This is a genomic window from Nostoc sp. T09, assembly GCF_002154695.1.
GTDB lineage: Bacteria > Cyanobacteriota > Cyanobacteriia > Cyanobacteriales > Nostocaceae > Aulosira.
Genome location: NZ_MTAV01000101.1, coordinates 27,489 through 47,363, shown reverse-complemented (window position 1 = coordinate 47,363; position 19,875 = coordinate 27,489). Strand labels below are relative to the sequence as shown.

At 41.2% G+C, this 19,875-nt stretch carries 14 protein-coding genes and 1 pseudogene; 8 read left to right on the top strand and 7 right to left on the bottom strand.

The window, feature by feature from the left end; all coding sequences use genetic code 11:
* Positions 1 to 157: 157 nt before the first annotated feature.
* Together BV372_RS20345 and BV372_RS20340 are read left to right on the top strand one after the other, a co-directional pair.
* A complete protein-coding gene (locus BV372_RS20345) occupies positions 158 to 1,486 on the top strand; it encodes an IS4 family transposase (protein ID WP_086688303.1) in 1,329 nt (442 codons plus the stop codon).
* Between the two features lie 131 nt (positions 1,487 to 1,617).
* Positions 1,618 to 2,106, top strand: coding sequence for a rhodanese-like domain-containing protein (locus BV372_RS20340; RefSeq protein WP_256973343.1), 489 nt, complete (start codon positions 1,618 to 1,620; stop codon positions 2,104 to 2,106).
* Between the two features lie 115 nt (positions 2,107 to 2,221).
* Here the strand turns inward: BV372_RS20340 and BV372_RS20335 are convergent, their stop codons facing one another.
* Entirely contained in the window at positions 2,222 to 2,926 is a 705-nt protein-coding gene (locus BV372_RS20335; protein WP_086688308.1) for a bacteriorhodopsin, read from the bottom strand.
* Positions 2,927 to 3,397: 471 nt separating this feature from the next.
* On the opposite strand from BV372_RS20335, the gene BV372_RS20325 reads away from it, so the two are divergent.
* Positions 3,398 to 3,697: a hypothetical protein gene (locus BV372_RS20325; RefSeq protein WP_086688301.1), complete on the top strand. Its 300-nt coding sequence runs from the start codon at positions 3,398 to 3,400 to the stop codon at positions 3,695 to 3,697.
* Positions 3,698 to 3,702: 5 nt separating this feature from the next.
* Positions 3,703 to 4,458, top strand: a complete 756-nt coding sequence (locus tag BV372_RS20320; protein WP_086688300.1) for a TIGR04283 family arsenosugar biosynthesis glycosyltransferase — start codon at positions 3,703 to 3,705, stop codon at positions 4,456 to 4,458.
* On the opposite strand, the gene BV372_RS20315 is transcribed toward BV372_RS20320, so the two are convergent.
* Positions 4,443 to 5,144 carry a DUF547 domain-containing protein gene (locus tag BV372_RS20315; RefSeq protein ID WP_086688299.1) on the bottom strand — a complete coding sequence of 234 codons (702 nt, stop codon included), beginning with the start codon at positions 5,142 to 5,144 and terminating at the stop codon, positions 4,443 to 4,445. The two genes, BV372_RS20320 and BV372_RS20315, sit on opposite strands and share 16 nt — an antisense overlap.
* 173 nt (positions 5,145 to 5,317) lie before the next feature.
* Between BV372_RS20315 and BV372_RS20310 the strand changes: the two genes are divergently transcribed.
* A complete protein-coding gene (locus tag BV372_RS20310; RefSeq protein WP_086688298.1) occupies positions 5,318 to 5,809 on the top strand; it encodes an SgcJ/EcaC family oxidoreductase in 492 nt (163 codons plus the stop codon).
* Positions 5,810 to 5,911: 102 nt separating this feature from the next.
* On the opposite strand, the gene BV372_RS20305 is transcribed toward BV372_RS20310, so the two are convergent.
* On the bottom strand, positions 5,912 to 6,748 hold the full coding sequence (locus BV372_RS20305; protein WP_086688297.1) for a hypothetical protein: 837 nt from the start codon (positions 6,746 to 6,748) through the stop codon (positions 5,912 to 5,914).
* Between the two features lie 579 nt (positions 6,749 to 7,327).
* On the opposite strand from BV372_RS20305, the gene BV372_RS20295 reads away from it, so the two are divergent.
* Positions 7,328 to 8,524 (top strand): pyridoxal phosphate-dependent aminotransferase, encoded by a 1,197-nt coding sequence (locus tag BV372_RS20295; protein ID WP_086688295.1) that lies wholly within the window; start codon positions 7,328 to 7,330, stop codon positions 8,522 to 8,524.
* A gap of 235 nt (positions 8,525 to 8,759) precedes the next feature.
* Here BV372_RS20295 and BV372_RS20290 read toward each other — a convergent pair.
* Positions 8,760 to 9,068, bottom strand: a pseudogene (locus BV372_RS20290) (type II toxin-antitoxin system PemK/MazF family toxin); the annotation flags it as partial.
* A gap of 43 nt (positions 9,069 to 9,111) precedes the next feature.
* The gene (locus BV372_RS20285; protein ID WP_256973342.1) at positions 9,112 to 9,312 is read right to left on the bottom strand and encodes a hypothetical protein; all 201 of its coding nucleotides are present in this window, start codon (positions 9,310 to 9,312) and stop codon (positions 9,112 to 9,114) included.
* 484 nt (positions 9,313 to 9,796) lie between these two features.
* Here BV372_RS20285 and BV372_RS20280 point away from each other — a divergent pair, with 484 nt between their 5' ends.
* Entirely contained in the window at positions 9,797 to 14,596 is a 4,800-nt protein-coding gene (locus BV372_RS20280; RefSeq protein ID WP_086688293.1) for a DUF4114 domain-containing protein, read from the top strand.
* Positions 14,597 to 14,749: 153 nt separating this feature from the next.
* Here the strand turns inward: BV372_RS20280 and BV372_RS20275 are convergent, their stop codons facing one another.
* Entirely contained in the window at positions 14,750 to 17,218 is a 2,469-nt protein-coding gene (locus BV372_RS20275) for an ATP-dependent Clp protease ATP-binding subunit (protein WP_086688292.1), read from the bottom strand.
* A 618-nt stretch (positions 17,219 to 17,836) separates the two neighbouring features.
* Positions 17,837 to 18,388, bottom strand: coding sequence for a ribosomal protein S18-alanine N-acetyltransferase (gene rimI / locus BV372_RS20270; RefSeq protein ID WP_086688291.1), 552 nt, complete (start codon positions 18,386 to 18,388; stop codon positions 17,837 to 17,839).
* 92 nt (positions 18,389 to 18,480) lie between these two features.
* On the opposite strand from rimI, the gene lysA reads away from it, so the two are divergent.
* Positions 18,481 to 19,875 (top strand): diaminopimelate decarboxylase (gene lysA, locus BV372_RS20265; protein WP_143845214.1); only part of this gene is annotated, 1,395 nt, incomplete at its 3' end.

Genomic DNA, 19,875 nt, shown 5'->3' with positions numbered 1-19,875 from the left:
CTACCGTGTATACACAAGTTGGATGTAAAGTAGGTGCAGAGAATTTTTGAGAAGCAAAAACTATGGATAATCCCATCTTAATTCACGCTTCGACGACACCAGGAACGGCATTTGGAGACCCCAGGTTGATAAAAAGGGGGCAGCATTATATGAGGCGATTCGTCAGCATCAATCGATAAATATCCGACAAATAAGTCGAAATTGGGCAGAACAGATGGCTTATTATCGGTTTTTGGAGAATGAAAACGTCACAGTATCAGAACTAGTACGTAGCCTTTCGGATGATTGCCAAGCTCGGGTAAAGGAACGGCACGTATTAGCAATAAGCGATAGTAGCGAAATTAACTTACAGTCTCATGCCGGTAGGCTGTCACTGTCAGGATTAGGAGTAGTAGGGAATAATACAGATGTAGGGTTTTATATCCATCCAACACTGGTATTGGATGGTGAGAGTGGGTTTCCATTAGGATTAAGCACGGTAAAACTGTGGAGTCGAGATATAAACCATGCAGATAAACATGAACGAGGCTATAAAAATTTACCAATTGAGGAGAAGGAATCCTACAAATGGTTAGCTTCGGCATCGGAGAGTCACAAATGCTTTGAAGCGGGTAGAGCGAAGATGGTAACTCACATTGGCGACCGCGAATCGGATCTATTTGAGGAATTTGCCACTGTACCCAACAAAAACAATCATCTGCTGATCCGAGCTTGCCAAGACCGCCGATTGTTAGGACAATCTCAATCACTATTCGACTACTTAAGTCAGCAGCCTTGTGAAGGTACTTATATCATTAACTTAGCCGCAGATTCACGTCGCAAGCGGATAGCAAGAGAAGCGTTGCTGGTTGTTCGTTGCGGACGAGTTGAGATTCAACGCCCCGATAAATTAAGCGTTTTTGGCTATCCTCCGAGTGTAACTGTTTATGCAGTAGAAGCTCTGGAAGTCCAACCTCCCACAGGACAAGAACCGATTCATTGGCGCTTGCTGACCACACACGAAGTTGTTTGCTTGGAACAGGCGCTGCGAATGATTCAGTGGTATGGATGGCGATGGAAGATTGAACAACTTTTCGCCACTCTCAAAAAAGCAGGATTGAATTTAGAAGCGACTCAGTTAGAGTCTAGTATTGCAATCCAACGCCTCACAATCCTTGCTTTGTCCGTAGCCGTGCGAACCTTACAAATGGTTGAAGGACGCGATAATACTCAACTTTCTGCCGAACTGACCTTTTGTGAAAAGCAGCAGCAATGCTTATCTGTAATTCAAACTTCTGTTGAAGGCGATACCAAAAAACTGCAAAATCCTTATCCAAGGGGTTGTTTGCCTTGGGCTACTTGGATAATTGCTCGACTTGGTGGTTGGTCTGGTTATACCTCTCAAAGACCTCCTGGAATGCCTACCCTTGTTCATGGTTTAAGACAATTTGAATCTATCTTTCTTGGCTGGAAACTCGCTCTGGGTGGACTTGTGTATACACCGTAGTTTTTAAGGGCTGGGGGGAGCAACAAGTGCTTAAAAGCACAGCCTACCACTTTTCAAACAACCTCTAAGACAAGTAATGTAAACTAATATTAATTGGAAACCTACTGTTAGGAAAAAATAAATTTTACAAATTGCGTAAACTCATAGCAGCTTGTAGTCAAACATCACTAGTTTTAAACTTACTCAACCTTTTCATCAGGCTGAAATTTCCAACTGTCGAGCAAATTACGACAGCAGATTTTGCTGAGTGGTTATTAAATCTTGCAAAGTCGCAGCCGTTTATACTTGATGCCAGAAGTCAAGCAGAGTATGAAGTCAGCCATCTGAAAGCAGCAGTACACATTGACCCCATTGCGCCAGACTTCTCAGCAACCTTGAACATTTCAAAAGACACACCAATTGTTGTGTACTGTTCAATTGGCTATCGTAGTGCCAAGGTTGCCCAACAGCTTCAGAGGCAAGGGTTTACTTCTATTTTAAATTTGAGTGGTGGTATTTTTCAGTGGGCAAATGAAGGACGACCAATTTTTAAAGACGACAATTATCCAACGCAGCTTGTGCATCCCTATGACGCAAATTGGGGAAAATTGCTGAAAGCTAGCTACCATGCTCAGAACTAGAACACCGATTTACTCATCCCAACCCTGATTTGAGTAAAGGGTATTCTTAGTTCTCCCAATATAGTTGGTGTAATTTTGAATTGTTTTCCAATTAGGAAAAATGCAGTTTTATTTCTCAAAATACCTGTTTTAACTGCGATTCACTAATCGGTTCTCTTGCTTGCTCTATATTACGTAGGGTGTTTAACGATAGAAAACCAAACCCAACTTTAGAGGCAATATCCAGTATTGTATAGGACATTGCTTCCAGACCTTGATCAAAAGCGCTGAACCCTTCTGGGCTGAGAATCCACACAATTGGATAGAGTGTCCATAGCACTAAATGCACAGTCACCAGCTTACGGAATGCTTGCTTGGATCGGGGATGTTTGCGTTCTGCTTCAATGCGATACGGCTTCACTAATAAGTAAAAAATAGCAAGGTAAGCAGCGCAACTAATAATATACCAAATGTAGCTAGTTGGCTTGGGTGTAATTGTAGCCAGGAAGCCAGTGGCAAGCATATAAGCGTTTGCTCCCAATAAGCTACCTGTAATCGGTAGGCTAGTTTTTCCTAAGTAAGTCAAATCGAGCAGCAACAGCGGCGTTGAACAAAACCAAGTGACAAATCTCACCCAATATGTTGGGCGACCATTGATGATATTAACTCCTTGACCGAGTGCCATTGTTAAATATAGCCCAGCAGCAATCAAGCAAATGAAAAAATTAAGTGTATATAGTATTTGCCAGCGTTCATTTTTAGCATTGTGTGCCCCTATGCCAAAAAAAACACTTCCTAATGCCATACTGATGACACCAATCCACAGCCAAGTTTGAGTCATAGAAATTTTCTTGATTTTTGGTAATTGAAAATCTAAATATTCAAATTCCAAATTTATTAAATAAATCGGCAATCTTCTTATTCGCAAATAATTTATGCTATGTTTTTCAGAAATTTAAATGTAGTGGCATAACACAGCAATATTTAATTTTTAAATAACTTTTTATTCGCGCAATATTTCTCCTTCGCCCTTCTTCATATCCAGCCTGATATCTTGATTAAGTCCAGCTTGTTGTGGCTGGGCCACGGAGGAATCCTTGGGAGGAACCCCTAGTTGCATACGGGTATTCCTCCTCAAGGCAATTTTGAGTGGGCACACCTGTGGTTTTTAATTTACTTATTTACGATATCTCTAATTACTCTGCCAGTCTTGTTATTCTTCAAATCAGAAAAAGGTCAGCGCTGGTATTCTACCATTGCAAATTGGATGAAACTGCCTGGAGCTATTTTCTTACCTGCTCTACCATAGGCTGTGATTGAAGGTGCATTGCGTCCCAAATGGTTTAATCACAGTATTTTGCAATATGCCTCCCAAGCTTCTTATCCATTTTATTTGCTGCACCAGACAGTTTTAGTTGCGATCGCGTTTTACGTGGTGCAATGGAATTTGGGCATAACAGCAAAGTTTTTGATTATTAGTACTGCAACTCTTGTAGTTACAGGAATTTTGTACGATCTATTGGTCAAGCGGATCAACATTGCCCGCTTTTTCTTTGGACTCAAGCTCAGAGACACCAGAGCAGTAAAATATAACGATGACAAAACTCTTTGAAGTGTATGTCTCAAGTTTCGATTATCATCCCGACTTTAAACGAAGCAGCCAGTTTAGGGCGCACGCTGCGCCAACTCACTCTACTTAACCCACCAGCAAAAGAGGTGATAGTAGTAGACGGTGGTAGTGAAGATGAGACAATTGCGATCGCTAAACAAAGTTGGGAATCATTTAATCAACCATTAAATGTGCAAGTTCTCTTTTGTGAACAGCGTGGGCGTTCTATCCAAATGAACTGTGGAGCATCGGCTGCCAGTGGAGATATTCTCTGCTTTCTCCATGCAGATACTTCGGTTCCCGATGATTTGATAGCTGTCATTGAGAAAACCTTGACAGAGCCAAAAGTTGCCTGTGGAGGATTTATTTCGCTGATGGTAGGCTCTCAAAATACTCGCTGGGGTATCTCGTTACACAACTATCTAAAAACCTACTACGCGCCTTTATTGTTTAAACCTCTGTTGTTTTTTAAAGGATTGCGTCTTTTGTTTGGAGACCAAGTTATGTTCTGTCGCCGAACTGACTTTTGGGATTGCGGTGGATTTGATGAGGAATTACCGATTATGGAGGATGGCGATTTATGCCTGAAATTGGTGCAAAAAGGACGAATTTCTTTAGTAAATCGCACCGTTCAAAGCTCAGATCGCCGAGTAGCACGTTGGGGTAGTTGGAAAGCTACTGCAATCTACCTTTACATCGGCATTTTGTGGGGGATTGGTGTTGATGCCAACTATCTCAAGCAATTTTATCAAGACATTCGCTGATTCAAGCTCCAGTCGTAGTGAAGATAAGATATTGGCGTTGAGGCAGTTAAGGGCAAGTCTGTTTTTAAATAGGAGTTAATGTATTCTGGAATTGAGGGCGCAATCTTTAAAAAGTCCTGACGATACCACTTAAAAATTTTATTACAATAGAGCGTTTGGCTTTGAAAGTCATAACGAACTTTCTCAGGGTTGTTAATGAAACGATGGGTATCTTCATCTAACTGTTGAATAACTTGTTCAGGAAAATAAGCTCCCCGTCGTAATAAAGGACAACCAACAGAGGCGCAGACAATGGCAAAATGAATGCGTGGTTCTTGTAACTTATCTCTGAGAATTTGGTTCTCAATTTGGGCTAGGCTGTAACGTTTACCAAAGATATCATAAGCTCGACGTTGAAAGAACCATAAAAAAGCCAGCCAATTAGGAATTCCTAAAAATCGCGGCAGAATTGACTTAAGCGGATACATTTCTAAAATTGTCGCAATGGTAAATGCATTGTAGAGATTGATCCACAATGCTAATTGCTCTAGATTGTTGGAATTAGAATTCAGAAGTAGCTTTTTTTGGCTTCCCAACCAATCAGTAAGTACTTGAGGTTGTTGGGTTTTCCAAGCAAGATAGTCTACACGACCATGTTCATCAACATACTGACGAAGTAGCATATCCCAAGGTTCAAAATCAATCATAATTGCTTTCCTGATCGTTGATTTGTGGAACTGTTTGACCTGTAAATTGTTCGTACTATAAGTTGGAATTAAAATGAGCAAACGCGGCGAATCTTGATTCCTTTTCAAGTAAAATTGAGCCAATGCCTCATTTTCGTGTCATTTAATTGCCATTAATTTAATTAAAGTTGATAATGATTTATTCGCGCCCTACCTGGATAGGGATGAGTGCTGTCTTACTCGTCTTAATTCCTTTGTTAGTAATTGCTCAAGTACCAGATGAAATCGCTATCCGCAAACTACTTACTGAGCAAACTAAAGCTTGGAATCAACATGATGCACAAGCATGGGTTCGGGACTTCAGTCAAGACAGTGATTTTATTAACATTATTGGCACACACTTTGAGGGACAGAATGCGACTAGAGAGCGGCACGCGGCACTGTTCAGTGGCATTTTCAAGAAAACTCACCTTGAAGTGGAAATTTGGAAGGTGCGCCTGATCGGATCACAAGCAGCTATTGTGGAGACAGTACAAACACTACGCGCTTATGATGCTCTGCCTCCAGGTGTAGAACCGACAAAGCCGGGAGTACTCAAAACGCGCATGAAGTATGTTTTTCAGAAGCAGGCAGGGCGCTGGAAGATCATCTCGGCTCAAAACACGGCTATCCATCCTACGCCATAGTTAGAGATTTGGTAATTTTTACAAATATAGAGTCGATCTGATACAAGAGGGTAATCTTAAATTAGCGTAAGATTTTTCCATTATTAGGGTGATTGCAGCGCATTAGGGCTGATATCGATTCATTCTTGCCCAATCTTGAGTTGAACCAATGTTCGGATTTTCCCTTGGGTCATTCGTGCCATAGATTTGTCCTTGACGATTCATCCAAAAATAGTTATGGCTTGTCGGCAGCTCGACGTTTGCATATCCATATGGGTTCGTCCAAGTTGTCACATTGCCAAGGTTTTCACGAAATTGGACGTTTTGACGATCTACAGATTGACTTCGTTGGCGGTTTACCTCTTCCCAAGTGCGCTCCGACCATTCGCGGTATTCCCTGAGCCGCTGCCCTTCGGCAAGGGAGATTTCTATGTTCTGCGCCATAATCCCTTGTATTCCGAACGCAGCCCCATTTGTTGCTGTTACTTGACCCGCTATCTGCGGTAACCATGAGGCATAATTTGCCCACTGTGATTCATGCGATGCTGCACAAGTCATCACCATTGTACACATGTTGTAGCTATATGCCACGTTGCACTTGGCAATCCCTCGGCAGGGAATACCATTGAAGCTATATATGTAGTCAAACTCATAAGCGACCGTGCATCCAGCAATTGGTTGAGCTGGGCGGGGCTGACCAATCCGAAGTTCATAGGGCTGCATTGCCAACAGCTTCTCGTAGACAAACTGCCAGGGGTTGTAGTTTGCTGGCAGTCCGGAATTTCCTACCATAATCGTCAGAGCAGCATTGTCTGAGGAAAAAAGGACAACGGCAAATTGCCCATCCTCGACCACTCGCCAACCACTCGGCACTACATAGTTGAAGTACTGTCCGCGCCGGATTGACAGCGAACCAGGTGTAGAACCGTGGGAAAAAGAAGACTGGTTGTGGTTATACATGATCTTTGCTGATTTAGGGTTTTAAGTATATTGAACTTCAATTCTCAATTAGTAGAATTTTAGACAGTTAAATCCACTGATTCCAAACTTCAACTTCTTGTTTAAAGATTGCATCCTCATTTGCCGTGTTGAGTTAACTCTCTGCTTCATCTTTACAAGCAAATAACTCAGCTTCCTACCATCCCTCTGTAAAATTATGAAATATCATCATCCTTCAGCCTTAATAATTTATTCTTATACCAATTTGAAAAATGATTGCGACAAATGGAAATCTGAAATGCTTATCCAATAGATGTTTCACAATCCAAAATCTAAAATCTAAAATCCAAAATGGTATTAATTAGCGCTATAGCAAACTTGACGGGAATTTCTATGCCGATGCTCTTTCTTCGCCTTAGCAAAAAATTATTAATGATTTTTAAGGCATTACATTCCCTTAGAAGCAACTGCATATATCCTAGTGTTGGAGAAGCGTTTGTTCTCTCAGTAGCCCTAATCACCCAAAGTAATGCCCAAGTTATTGCTAAAATATACGGTAAATTTATCGATTTAATGTAAATTACAGATCACATACGAGGAATGAGCGTGACTACAACAGGAAAACAAAGAATCTCAGATAAGGCAAACCAGTTTACAGAGTCAGTCATTCGAGAAATGACGAGAGTCGCATTACAATACGGTGCGGTGAATTTGGCGCAGGGATTTCCTGATTTTCCTTGTCCGCCTGAGTTAAAAAGGGCAGCTTGCGAGGCAATTGAAGAAGACATTAATCAATATGCTATTACCTGGGGAGACAAAGCTTTTCGTCACGCGATCGCAGAGAAAGTTAAATGGTATTTGGGCTTAAATATTGATCCAGAACGACAAATTACTGTTACCTGTGGTTCTACAGAAGCAATGGCTGCGGTAATGCTGGCAACTATAAACCCAGGTGATGAAGTCATCATCTTTGAACCGTATTACGAAAACTACGGGCCAGATGTGATTTTAGCTAGTGCAACTCCTCGTTATGTATCATTGCATCCTCCTGAATGGACATTTGACGAAGCAGAACTACGTCAGACATTTAATGAACGTACAAAAGCCATTATTATTAACACGCCTCATAACCCAACTGGAAAAGTATTTACTCGTGAAGAACTAAATTTAATCGCTGAATTGTGTCAAAAATGGGATGTGTTGGTATTCACAGATGAAATTTATGAACACATTCTTTATGATGAAACACAGCATATTGCAATGGCAACTTTGCCAGGAATGGAAGAACGAACAGTTACTATTAATGGTCTTTCTAAAACTTATAGTGTAACTGGATGGCGAGTCGGCTATATTCTATCAAATCCTGAATTAACAGGAGCAATTCGCAAAGTTCATGATTTTCTCACCGTTGGCGCACCCGCACCTTTACAAAGGGCTGGTGTTGCTGCAATGCAGCTTCCTATTACCTACTACCAAGAATTAGCAAAGCGATATCAACAAAAGCGAAACGATATTCTGCAAATTTTAGATAGAGTGGGAATTCCTTATTCTATTCCTAAAGGAGCGTACTATGTGTTTGCTGATATTTCCAGCTTTGGTTACAAAAATGATGTAGAATTTGCTACATATTTAACTAAAGAAATTGGTGTTGCAGTAGTTCCTGGATCTGGCTTTTTCTCGCAATCAGAAGCAGGTAAAAAATTTATTAGATTTTGTTTTAGCAAGAAGCCAGAAACTTTGGCAAAGGCAGAAGAGCGGTTACTGAAATTACAGTCAATTCTAGAAACGGTGAATTAAATATACGTAATGATGTCCTATCGCAGTCATAAATCATTATCTAAAGGTTCATTACCAATTATCAATTTTTTAATTGTTGTAGTTGTTTTATTCTTTCGATCAACAGATAAACTTCTTGGGCTTCGCTAAACGCAATAATACCAAGAGATTGTTCAGGAAACTGTTGAAAATTTCAATGCGGAAAACCAGGCGATCGCCCGGTTTTTAATTTTTTATTTTAAATTTAATCTCTTTATTAATAATATTCAACTACCGCAGCAATAGCCGCAGCGATTTCCTCCATAACTTCAGTTGAACATTCTCCAATTTTATGGATAAATCTTTGTACGTCCATCCCACGTAATTGTAATGCGTCTACAGCAGGAGCTTTTGACAAACTATTCATAGTATCTGGTTCAATTTTGATGTGCCAGATATTGCCTGCGTAATATTCCTTCCAGTCTGTTATTGGTGCAATCAATTTAATAGGCAATTTACCAACACCATCAGAACTTACGACTACAGCATGTCGAACTTTTTTAATTTCTGCTCCTACTGTTGGATCAAAATTAGCTAGCTAAATATCACCACGTTTAGGACTAGGAGTACTAATAATCAACCAAATCTCCTGCCTCTAATTTTTGCCATTCTGTATTTTGCTGGTACTGGGGTAACATTAATTCAGCTTGTTCTGCCAAGATGCGTCGCTGTTCTTCTAATGGCAATTTCATAAATTCACGACGGCTGATGTTTTGAGATTTTATAGGTATTTCTATGGTTTCTATTTCCGTCTTATCTGTTTGAGTCATAGATTTTGATAGTTCTATAAATTCGCAATAATTTCCGACTTATGTTGATTCTATCTCAACGCAAAATAATGTGCGATCGCTTCTTCTATACTACGCAATTCAGAAATCACAAAAATGAGAGTATTAATTTCGGATGAGGCTATCTTCTAACGAGAAGTATACTTAATTGCATAAGTAATAATTTTGTTTATTAATGTTTTTAATGTAACTCATAACTACTAGTTTTTTTACTTGGATATTGCACCCGCCGTTTCTCTGCAAGTCTTTACCGTTACTTTATACTAAGTAATTTAAATCTTGTAAATGTAGTGGTGTTTGTCCGTTAAGGAATGTTTAGGCGAGTTTTAGCTCTGAAAATAGAGTTTTTACGGTTAATAATAGGTAAAAAAGTTACTTGCTTCAATGTGGGGCTACTATTGTTACCAAAGCAACTACTTGTTTATACTTCCTAGGTAATTACTTATACAACTAAATTAGAGATTAAATGTTGAAGTTTTTTTTTAAAACGGAAGCGGGGAATGGACAATTTACCTTGGATACATCTGTTTTACCAAGCCCTCCAACTTTACCAGGATATCCTGTTGAGTATCCTGACGCAGTATCTAATGCAACATTTAATAATGTATTCATAGAAAAAGCAGAACTGGAGGCATATCTAGAAAGTGATTTACCAAATGGAACTATTATACATTTCGGCGATCGCTATGATAATTTTTATGTTGGGTTAGGATTTAAAAATATAGATTTAGTTAGTAGTTTATCACCTTTAGCATCAATTTATAATGATAATTTTGTTTCAACATTACCAGGATTTTTCGCATCAAACGTATTCATAGGCGATTCTGAGTTTACTATTACTTCTTTTAGAGGAAATCTTCCGCCCGTTGCGCAAAATGATGAGAATTTCAAAATAACTCCTAACGAGCCGTTAAACGAGAATGTACTAACTAATGATAGCGATGATGATGGGGATGAATTAACCTCTGAATTAAAGTTCAATCCTGTTGAAGGTAAATTAAACTTTAATTCAGATGGTACGTTTACTTACACTCATAATGAAATTTTTAGTGGATTAGATTACTTCACCTATGTAGCTAAAGATGAATATGATGAAGTTTCTAATACTGCTAATGTTATTGTTAGTATTCCACAACCTGAACCACTGCGGATTAAAGGTAGGTATCAACAAGTAGCTGAAACCTCCTATAATGTTTCTGGTGATGTTCAGGTTGGCTTGCTCAACAAGACAATTCCGTTTCCCTTCAATCCACTAATTACTATTAAAAATGGTAGTTTACAATACGATCTGCAAACCGCAATTCAAGCAAATGGAGTTGTATATTCTAATATTGGAGATATAGCTGCACCATTATTTTCTGGTAACTTCAGCATCAATAAAGGGCAGACTACAACAGCATCTCTAGAAGATACTAAGCTAAATTCATCAACAGAATTTCAGTTAGTTGGCCTTGACATTGACTTCACTAAAGTAGCCCTGCAATCAGAAAAAATCGCCTTACAAGGAACGATTAAGCTTCCCGAATTGTTGGGTGGTACTTCTGTAGACATCAATGGTGATAACTGGCTGCTCATCGCGCAAGATGGCATCAGCTTCACAGGAGGGCAAATTAAAGTACCTGCTACATCTCTCAAATTTGCTAACTTATTCGATTTTGAGAGCAGCGATCTGTTGCTTAACTACCAAAAACAGCCTGAGGCACTTAAAATTCAAGGTAAGGCTCAAGTTTCAATTCCCTTACTTCGCAATCTCAAGAGTAGCGCTGATTTCTCCTCACCTGACAAATATATTCTGATCGCAGCAGATCAAGCTAATGGCGTCGAAGTTGATGCTGTAGGCACATTAACTCTTCTAGAAAATCTTGCCATTGTCCCTGGCAAATGGGAGTTAAAACAAACAGTTATAGACTTAGATACTCCAGCAGGTAAAGTCAGTGGTTCGGCGGGAATTTTATTTCCTTTTGGTTTAGAAGTTGGTGCAAAGCTAGGATTCCAGCAAGTCCAAGATGGTTGGGATCTAAATGAAGTTAGAGTCGCGGTGGGAACGGGAAATTTACCAAGTCTCCCTGGCATACCTCTGGTAATCCAAAAGCTAGATGCTAGTGTTACAGGACTTTCCGATCCAGCCTCTAAACTTGCTGCAACTGTACATAGCATTAAAATTACTGATGCTTTATCACCTCTGCCAACGCTTACACTACCTTGGGGCGGTAGTTTTACAGGTTCTCTTGTAGAACTTGAATTGAGTGGCAGTATTGATGCCAACCGTCTGGATGCAAATGGTAACTTGAAAATTGCTGGAGGACTAGTTACAGGTAATGCTCATACTATCCTCAACTGGGATCAAGATACTTTGAATGCTGGTGTAAATATTCAAGCTTTGGGAGGGATATTAACAGCAACAGCAGGTTTCCATGCTAACTCTGCACTAAATTTCACAATGACAGGAGCAGGAAAACTTAAAACTCCTGACAATGACTTCTGGAAAAAGTTCAAACTTGCTGGTGTTGAAATTGCTAGTGCTGTTGTTAAAGTTCAATTTACAAATGATGGTAACTTTAGCAATGATTTTATCTCGACAGGTGGCAAGATCCCAGGCGTTTCTAACGTTCTCGATTTGTTTGGTGTTCCTTCTGGCATACAAGTCAAATTGAATGGTGACACCAAGCCTTTAGGACTTAAGGAAATAGAAGAAATTGCGCAGCAAGCTGAAGGTTCCGTTTCTTCGATAACAAGACTTGATGATGCAAATCTTTCTAGTCTAGATGCTTCTACCCTCTCTGAAATTGCACAGCAAGCCTGGTCACTTGCTCAATCAGATCTCCAAAAATTCTCTACATCCTCAAACTTCACCCTGACGTTGAATATTGCTTTTGGTAGCAACTGGGATGGAACAGTTGCAACTGCAATTAAAGAATCTTGGTTGGCGGGAGATTTTAGTGCTTTACCAAAGATTGAAATTGTCTCAGCTAGTAATATTAGTAACGCCAATGCTGCTTATGCAGACTCAACAAATACTATCTATATAGCACGAGAGTTTTTAACAGAAAACCAGACAAATCTAGAAACAATATCTGGAGTTTTACTAGAAGAGATTGGACATTGGATTGATGCTCATATTAACATCGCCGATTCTCCTGGTGATGAAGGCGCAATTTTCTCAGATCTTGTACGCAGTAAATCTCTCACTGCTCAACAACTGCAACTGTTAAAAGCAGAGGATGATACTGTTAGTGTTACTCTCAACAACACAGTTATTCAACTCAATCTCAATTCATTTCAAATTGCTCAAGCAGGCTTTAATGTTGGCGTAAATACTCCTTGGTTGTTACTATCTGCCGATTGGGAAAATGATATTGGCAAACCAGGAATTCAACTGCAAGCACCTGATGGAAAGATTTACACTGAAGCTGATATTTCCGACACAAGTAACATCCGTATTGTTGAAGAACTGAGTGATGATACCCATCTAATCATTGGTGTTAATCAGCCTGCTGCGGGAATTTGGAACTTTAAACTACTGAGCAATACCGATCCAGGTAAAGTAGACTTTGCAGCATTAGGTGGCACAAATGCTCCGACAGTTAGTATTACTTCGGTCAATCAGGATGTTAATAGTCAGGCTATTACCATCAATTACGATGCATTTGATATTGACTCTCAAGCTAAAATTAGCTTTTTCCTTGATACCGATCGCAATAATTTTGATGGTTTGCTAATTGCTGAAGGAATCTCAGAAACAGATAGCTCTGGAAGCTACGTTTTGAACCCTGAGGGAATTGAGCCGGGAGATTACTATATTTATGCAGTAGCTGAGGATGATGATAGCGTACCTACATTTACTTACGCTCCCTATCAAGTCAGAATTGGTCAGTCGCTTCCTTCACTATCTATTAATAATATCAATGTGCTAGAAGGAGACAATGGTGTTACAAATGCAGTCCTTACTGTTACATTGTCTCAAGCGAGTACACAACCAATTAGTGTAAATTACTCCACTTCTGATGGTAGTGCGATGCCTGCGGCGAGCTTCGCTAACACAGGTACGGACTATACAGAAAAAAATGACACTTTAGTATTTAATCTTGGCGAAGTCACCAAAGAAATTACGATTGCTATCGACAGCGATACAATCGTTGAGCCTGATGAAACTTTTACAGTTAATCTCAGTGAAGCTACAAACGCAACAATTGCAAATGCTCAAGGAATTGTCACGATTACTAATGACGATAGTCAAGTTAGCGTCAATTCTCTTTCTTGGAATCCTAATAACTCCACTTTCAAAACCGGAGGTATGGATTCCACTGTGTTACTTACCCTAAATCGTCGTAATACTAATCTATTAAATGAGATTGGGATCTTTGTAGTAGATGATGAGCAGGGAACAATTAACGGTGTTAGTCCTGGTGCTTCCGGTTATCTAAATTTGGCTCTACAAAGGGCAAAAACTATCTTCTCTACTTTAAACAATTCCCCCAATGGTTTTACGGCTTCACCCACTCGAACTCTCAACCTGACTGCTAATAATTACTACCGTTTTTATCTAGTGCAAAACAGCACAACTGATGCTGTTCTCAGTGGACAAACACCCGATAGTCGAGTCTTGCTTTCAACTGGCTCATCTCTCCAGGTTTCTAACTCTAGCCCAAACAACTATACCCTTTCCTGGGAAGATGGAAGTGGCAGTCAAGATTTTACCGATCTGATTATTCAAGCTCAACTAACCAATCAATCTGCATCAATTGGAGCAACTCTCCAAGGAAATCCCCAATCAGAAATACTAGATTTTCGGAACTTGGTAGATAAACAGATTAGAACTGAATTTACTATCAATCGGGAAGCAGCTTTCAACAATTATGTAGGTTTCTATCAAATTAAAGATACTCAAGGAACAATTGTTGATCCTTTAACAGGAACTAGCCTAACTCCTGGGGAAGCAAGTTACGCTCAAGCAGCTGTCAAAAATCGAGTTAGTGGGATTGACTTGACAGTTGCAAATCAATCAACTGCAACAGCATCAAGCATACTTACAGGTGGAACTTTGTTAGCTCCTTTCATTATTGCGAATGGGCAACCTGAACAGCTTTTAGATACTAATCCTAGTAATGACCCAGCGGTTTACTTCACATTTTTAGGCGCTAACCCTGATAGAGTCGATCATATTCGTTTATTAGGAGATAATATCTTTGGCTTTGAAGATCTTCCTCTTGGTGGCGATTTTGACTACAACGACATCATTGTGCAAGCAAGTTTCACATTAGTCTAGCCTATCGCAGCTATCATAAATGGCAGGAGTTTTCTGCCACTAGTATTCCCATTTAAGAAGTTGTAATAATAACAAAAAACGGTAGAGCAATTAATACTCTACCGTTTGAATTTTTAAACTTGAGATTTAATCCCAAATCTGAAATTTTAAATTTTACTCAACACCTTGGGATAACAATTCCCGACGCTGTTGAGAACTGACTTGAACGTTACCGTTTTCATCAACGTCAACAAGCGCTGTATCGCCATCTTTGATGCGGCCTGAGAGAATCTCTTCAGCCAAGCTATCTTCTAACAAGCGCATAATTGCTCGGCGTAATGGTCTTGCGCCGTAGCTGGGGCTGTAGCCTTCTGTAATCAGGCGGTCTTTGAAGCGATCGGTGACTTCTAAGGTGATACCCTTTTCCGTCAGGCGACCAAATACTTCTTTAAGCATGATTTCGGCGATTTGTGTCACCTCAGGCTTGCTCAGCTGACGGAAGACGATGATTTCATCTAGTCGGTTGAGGAACTCTGGACGGAAGTATTGCTTCAGTTCTTCATTCACCAAGGTTTTAATGCGGTTGTATTGTGATTCGCTTTGGTCTTCGCCAAACTCGAAGCCGATACCGCCGCCGCCTTTTTCAATTACCTTAGAACCGATGTTAGATGTCAAAATCAGCAAGGTGTTCTTAAAGTCAACGGTGCGACCTTTAGCATCGGTTAAGCGACCGTCTTCCAAAATTTGCAACAGCATGTTGAAAACATCGGGGTGGGCTTTTTCGATTTCGTCGAATAGCACCACGGTGTAAGGACGCCGCCTTACTGCTTCGGTTAGCTGACCGCCTTCGTTATAGCCAACATAACCTGGAGGTGAACCAATCAGTTTGCTGACGGTGTGACGCTCCATATATTCCGACATATCCAGGCGGATCATTGCTTCTTCGGAACCAAAGAAGTAAGAAGCCAAGGATTTTGCCAATTCGGTTTTACCAACACCAGTGGGGCCTGAGAAGACAAAGCTGGCGATGGGTCGATTGGGATTCTTCAAACCGACACGAGCGCGGCGAATTGCTCGGGAAACTGCCTTCACAGCATCTTCTTGTCCAATTAGACGCTGGTGTAAGGTGTCTTCCATGTGCAACAGCTTCTCGGATTCGGATTCGGTGAGCTTGTTCACCGGAACTCCAGTCCAGGATGCGACGATGTGGGCGATGTCCTCTTCAGTAACTACAGGTTCTAAACCTTCGTTACCAGAGCCGTTGGTCTTGCTTTGAGCAATAGCGCGAATTTCGGCTTTGATTTCCATTTCGCGATCGCGCAATTCCCCAGCTCGGTCAAAGTCTTGGGAGCGAACTGCATCATCTTTTTCTTTTAAGATTTGCCGCAGTTCTTTGTCTAACTCTTTGGCTGCTGGTGGCAGTTGGGAGTTAATCAACCGAACTCTAGAACCTGCTTCATCGACCAAGTCGATAGCTTTATCTGGCAGGTAGCGATCGCTAATGTAACGGTCAGATAATTTTGCCGCCGCTACCAATGCTTCATCAGAGATTTTTAACTTGTGGTGTTGCTCGTAGCGATCGCGCAAACCATATAAAATCTCAATTGTCTCATCGACTGTTGGTTCCCCTACCATCACTGGTTGGAAGCGACGCTCTAATGCTGCATCCCGCTCGATGTGCTTGCGGTATTCATCTAGGGTTGTCGCTCCAATGCATTGCAGCTCGCCTCTTGCCAAAGCTGGCTTGAGGATATTCGCAGCGTCGATTGCGCCTTCTGCTGCACCTGCACCAATTAGGGTATGTACTTCGTCGATTACGAGAATCACGTTACCCGCAGAGCGGATTTCATCCATGATTTTCTTGAGACGTTCTTCAAATTCACCCCGGTACTTAGTTCCTGCTACGAGCAAGCCAATATCCAGCGTGACCACGCGTTTATCTTCCAGGATGTCAGGGACATCTTTGTTGGCAATGCGCGATGCTAAACCTTCAGCGATCGCTGTTTTACCAACCCCTGGTTCGCCAATCAACACTGGGTTATTTTTTGTCCGGCGACCCAAAATTTGAATAACTCGCTCGATTTCTTTGGCGCGTCCCACCACTGGATCGAGCTTGTTGTCCGTTGCCATTTGGGTCAGATTCGAGCCAAATTCATCCAAAGTTGGAGTTTTGGTACGGCTGGATGAACCACCAGGTGATACTTCCGCCGTTTCTCCCAACATCCGAATGACTTGGGTTCTAACCTTAGATAGATCCACGCCGAGGTTTTCTAGCACCCTGGCTGCCACACCTTCCCCTTCCCGGATCAGGCCCAACAGCAGATGCTCGGTGCCAATGTAGTTATGGCCTAATTGGCGCGCTTCTTCTAAGGATAGTTCCAGAACCCGCTTTGCCCGTGGCGTAAAGGGAATTTCCACGGCGACAAAGCCTGAACCCCGGCCTATGATTTTTTCTACCTCAATTCGGGCATCTTTAAGATTGACGCCCATTGATTTCAGCACCTTGGCCGCCACTCCCGTCCCTTCACCGATCAGACCCAGGAGGATCTGTTCAGTGCCGACGAAATTGTGGCCTAAACGGCGGGCCTCTTCTTGGGCCAGCATGATTACCTTAATAGCTTTTTCTGTGAAGCGTTCAAACATGGCATTTTTCCCATCACCTGCGTCGTGCCGGTACGCTGATTTTAGCACAGGCTAGACTTTTGGATATCTGTATAAAAAATACTAGAAATCCACGCGCTATCACTCAAGCTGATGGCATAATTATTGAATATTTTTTACTTTTGTGTGGCTGTTGTACTGAGGGGAGCGACATAACTAGCCTTTTCGGCATTGATTGCCCACAAAAAACTGCTGGAATTCTGATTTTTTCAACCACTACCAAACAGATATATTTAACATATATAAATACAAAAGTCAAGATTTTTATTAATTGATATATTTTTATTAACTTAAAGTATCAAAAGATAAAAAATACTCATAAAAATTCCTCCAAGGCAATTTATTTTTTTCATGAAGACGGTTAATAGTCAACCGCAAAACTATCAAAAATTTGGCAAAAAGAGACCAGAGCCATCAGGGAGATAAAGGAGATCACAAAGAAAATGCTTTTTCATCTACCTATGTGTCTAGGTTTTCCTGTTTCATCCTCAATCAGCCAATATCCAGTTCTTGTGAAATTTCCACGGTTCATCTTACAAGAGTTGATAACCGTGAACTGTTGACTATTAACTATTGAGTAGTGATTTTCGAGATGCTGAGCTACGGAAACAGGAATTGCCAGGAGGATTTGCTGAGGCGATCGCTTACCATAGTTTGCCAGGAGCGCAAAGTTATTTGAAATTGCGGCTGTTGGAGATCTGAAAGCCACAGAATCAAGGCATCTTCGTCATTATCCTTGTAGTAACGCCGCCGTCGCCCAGCTGTTTTGAAACCAAATTTTTGATATAAAGATATAGCCGCCAAGTTGGAAGCTCGAACTTCGAGGGTAGCTCGCTCCAAACCGCGATCGCTAGCTGTCTTGAGAAGGGAATAGAGTAAAGCTTGTCCCAAACCTTGACAGTGATATTGGGGATGTACTGCCAAAATTGTGATGTGGGCTTCTTCCAAAATTGACCAAAAGCAACCCATCCCTAGCAAACTCAAGCTAGAGACAGGGGAAAATAAACCAAGTAAATCACTGTTAGGGCTGTCCAACTCTCGTTGGTAGCCCTCTAATGTCCAAAGACCACCAAAACAGGCTTTATCAAGTTCTAGCACTGCACTGAGATCATCTGATGTCAGTGGTTGAATTTTTAAGTCTAATGAGATCACATTTATTTGAATAAGATTACAAACCCTTTGTAAACTGGGAATCGGGAGACTAACTCACGCCCATAATTTGAACAAGGACAACTCTTATAGTTATGGTATCGACTCACCCTATTGGGGTTCAACATACTGGTAGCCAGTATTTACCTCCAAGGCGTAACACTTCGCCCAATCAAGAACTCCTACCCTTGACGGCTAGAGTAAATAGTCATGGCTGCTTGGAAATTGGTGGGTGTGATATCGCAACCCTAGTGCAGCAATTTGGCTCACCTTTATATATTTTAGATGAAGAAACCCTACGTTTGGCTTGTCAGCAATACCAGGATGCTTTGAAGCAATACTACCAGGGGGAATCTCAAGTACTTTATGCTTCCAAAGCTTGGAATTGTTTGGCAATTTGCGCGATTGTCGCCTCAGAAGGGTTAGGAATCGATGTCGTATCTGGGGGGGAACTCTACACCGCCCTCAGCGCAGGTGTTAGTCCTGATAAAATCTACCTCCACGGTAATAATAAATCTCGCCAAGAGCTAACTTTAGCGATCGAGTCTGGTGCCCCGATTGTGGTAGATAACTGGTATGAGTTAAACACCTTGGTCGAAATAGCACAGGAACAAGCAGACAATTCTTCGCTTCTGCCTATCCAGATGATGTTGCGATTGACACCAGGGATCGAGTGTCACACTCACGAATACATTCGCACGGGACATCTAGACAGTAAATTTGGCTTCGATCCCAACGATTTAGATGAAGTTTTTACCTTTGTCAGTCAGCAATCTGCTTTAAACTGTATAGGTTTACACGCTCATATTGGTTCGCAAATTTTTGAACGCCAACCCCATCAGGATTTAGCGGCTGTGATGGTGCAGTGGTTGCAGGATGCGGCTAAGTACGGGTTAAATGTGACCCAGTTGAATGTCGGTGGTGGTTTAGGGATTCGGTATGTAGAATCGGACGACCCTCCCAGTATCAATGAATGGGTAAAGGCGATTTGTGAAGTGGTGCAAGCAGCCTGTACAGCCGCAAATCTACCCTTGCCAAAGTTATTATGTGAACCAGGGCGATCGCTAATTGCCACAGCTTGCGTCACTGCTTATACAATTGGTTCATCCAAGGTGATTCCCGAAATTCGTACCTACATAGCCGTAGATGGGGGTATGTCAGATAATCCTAGACCGATTACCTATCAGTCACAGTACCGAGCTGTAGTAGCTAATAAAATGTCTGTTCCCTTAACTGAAACTGTCACAATTGCTGGTAAACATTGTGAATCAGGGGATATTTTGATTAAAAATGCCCAACTCCCAAAAACTGAGCCAGGGGATATTCTCGTAGTTATGGGAACTGGTGCTTACAATTACAGTATGGCATCTAACTACAATCGCTTATCCCGACCGGCAGCAGTTGTGGTGGCAAACAGCGAAGCAAATTTGATTTTGCAGCGCGAAACGTATCAAGACTTGATTCGACAAGATTGCCTACCAGAAAGACTT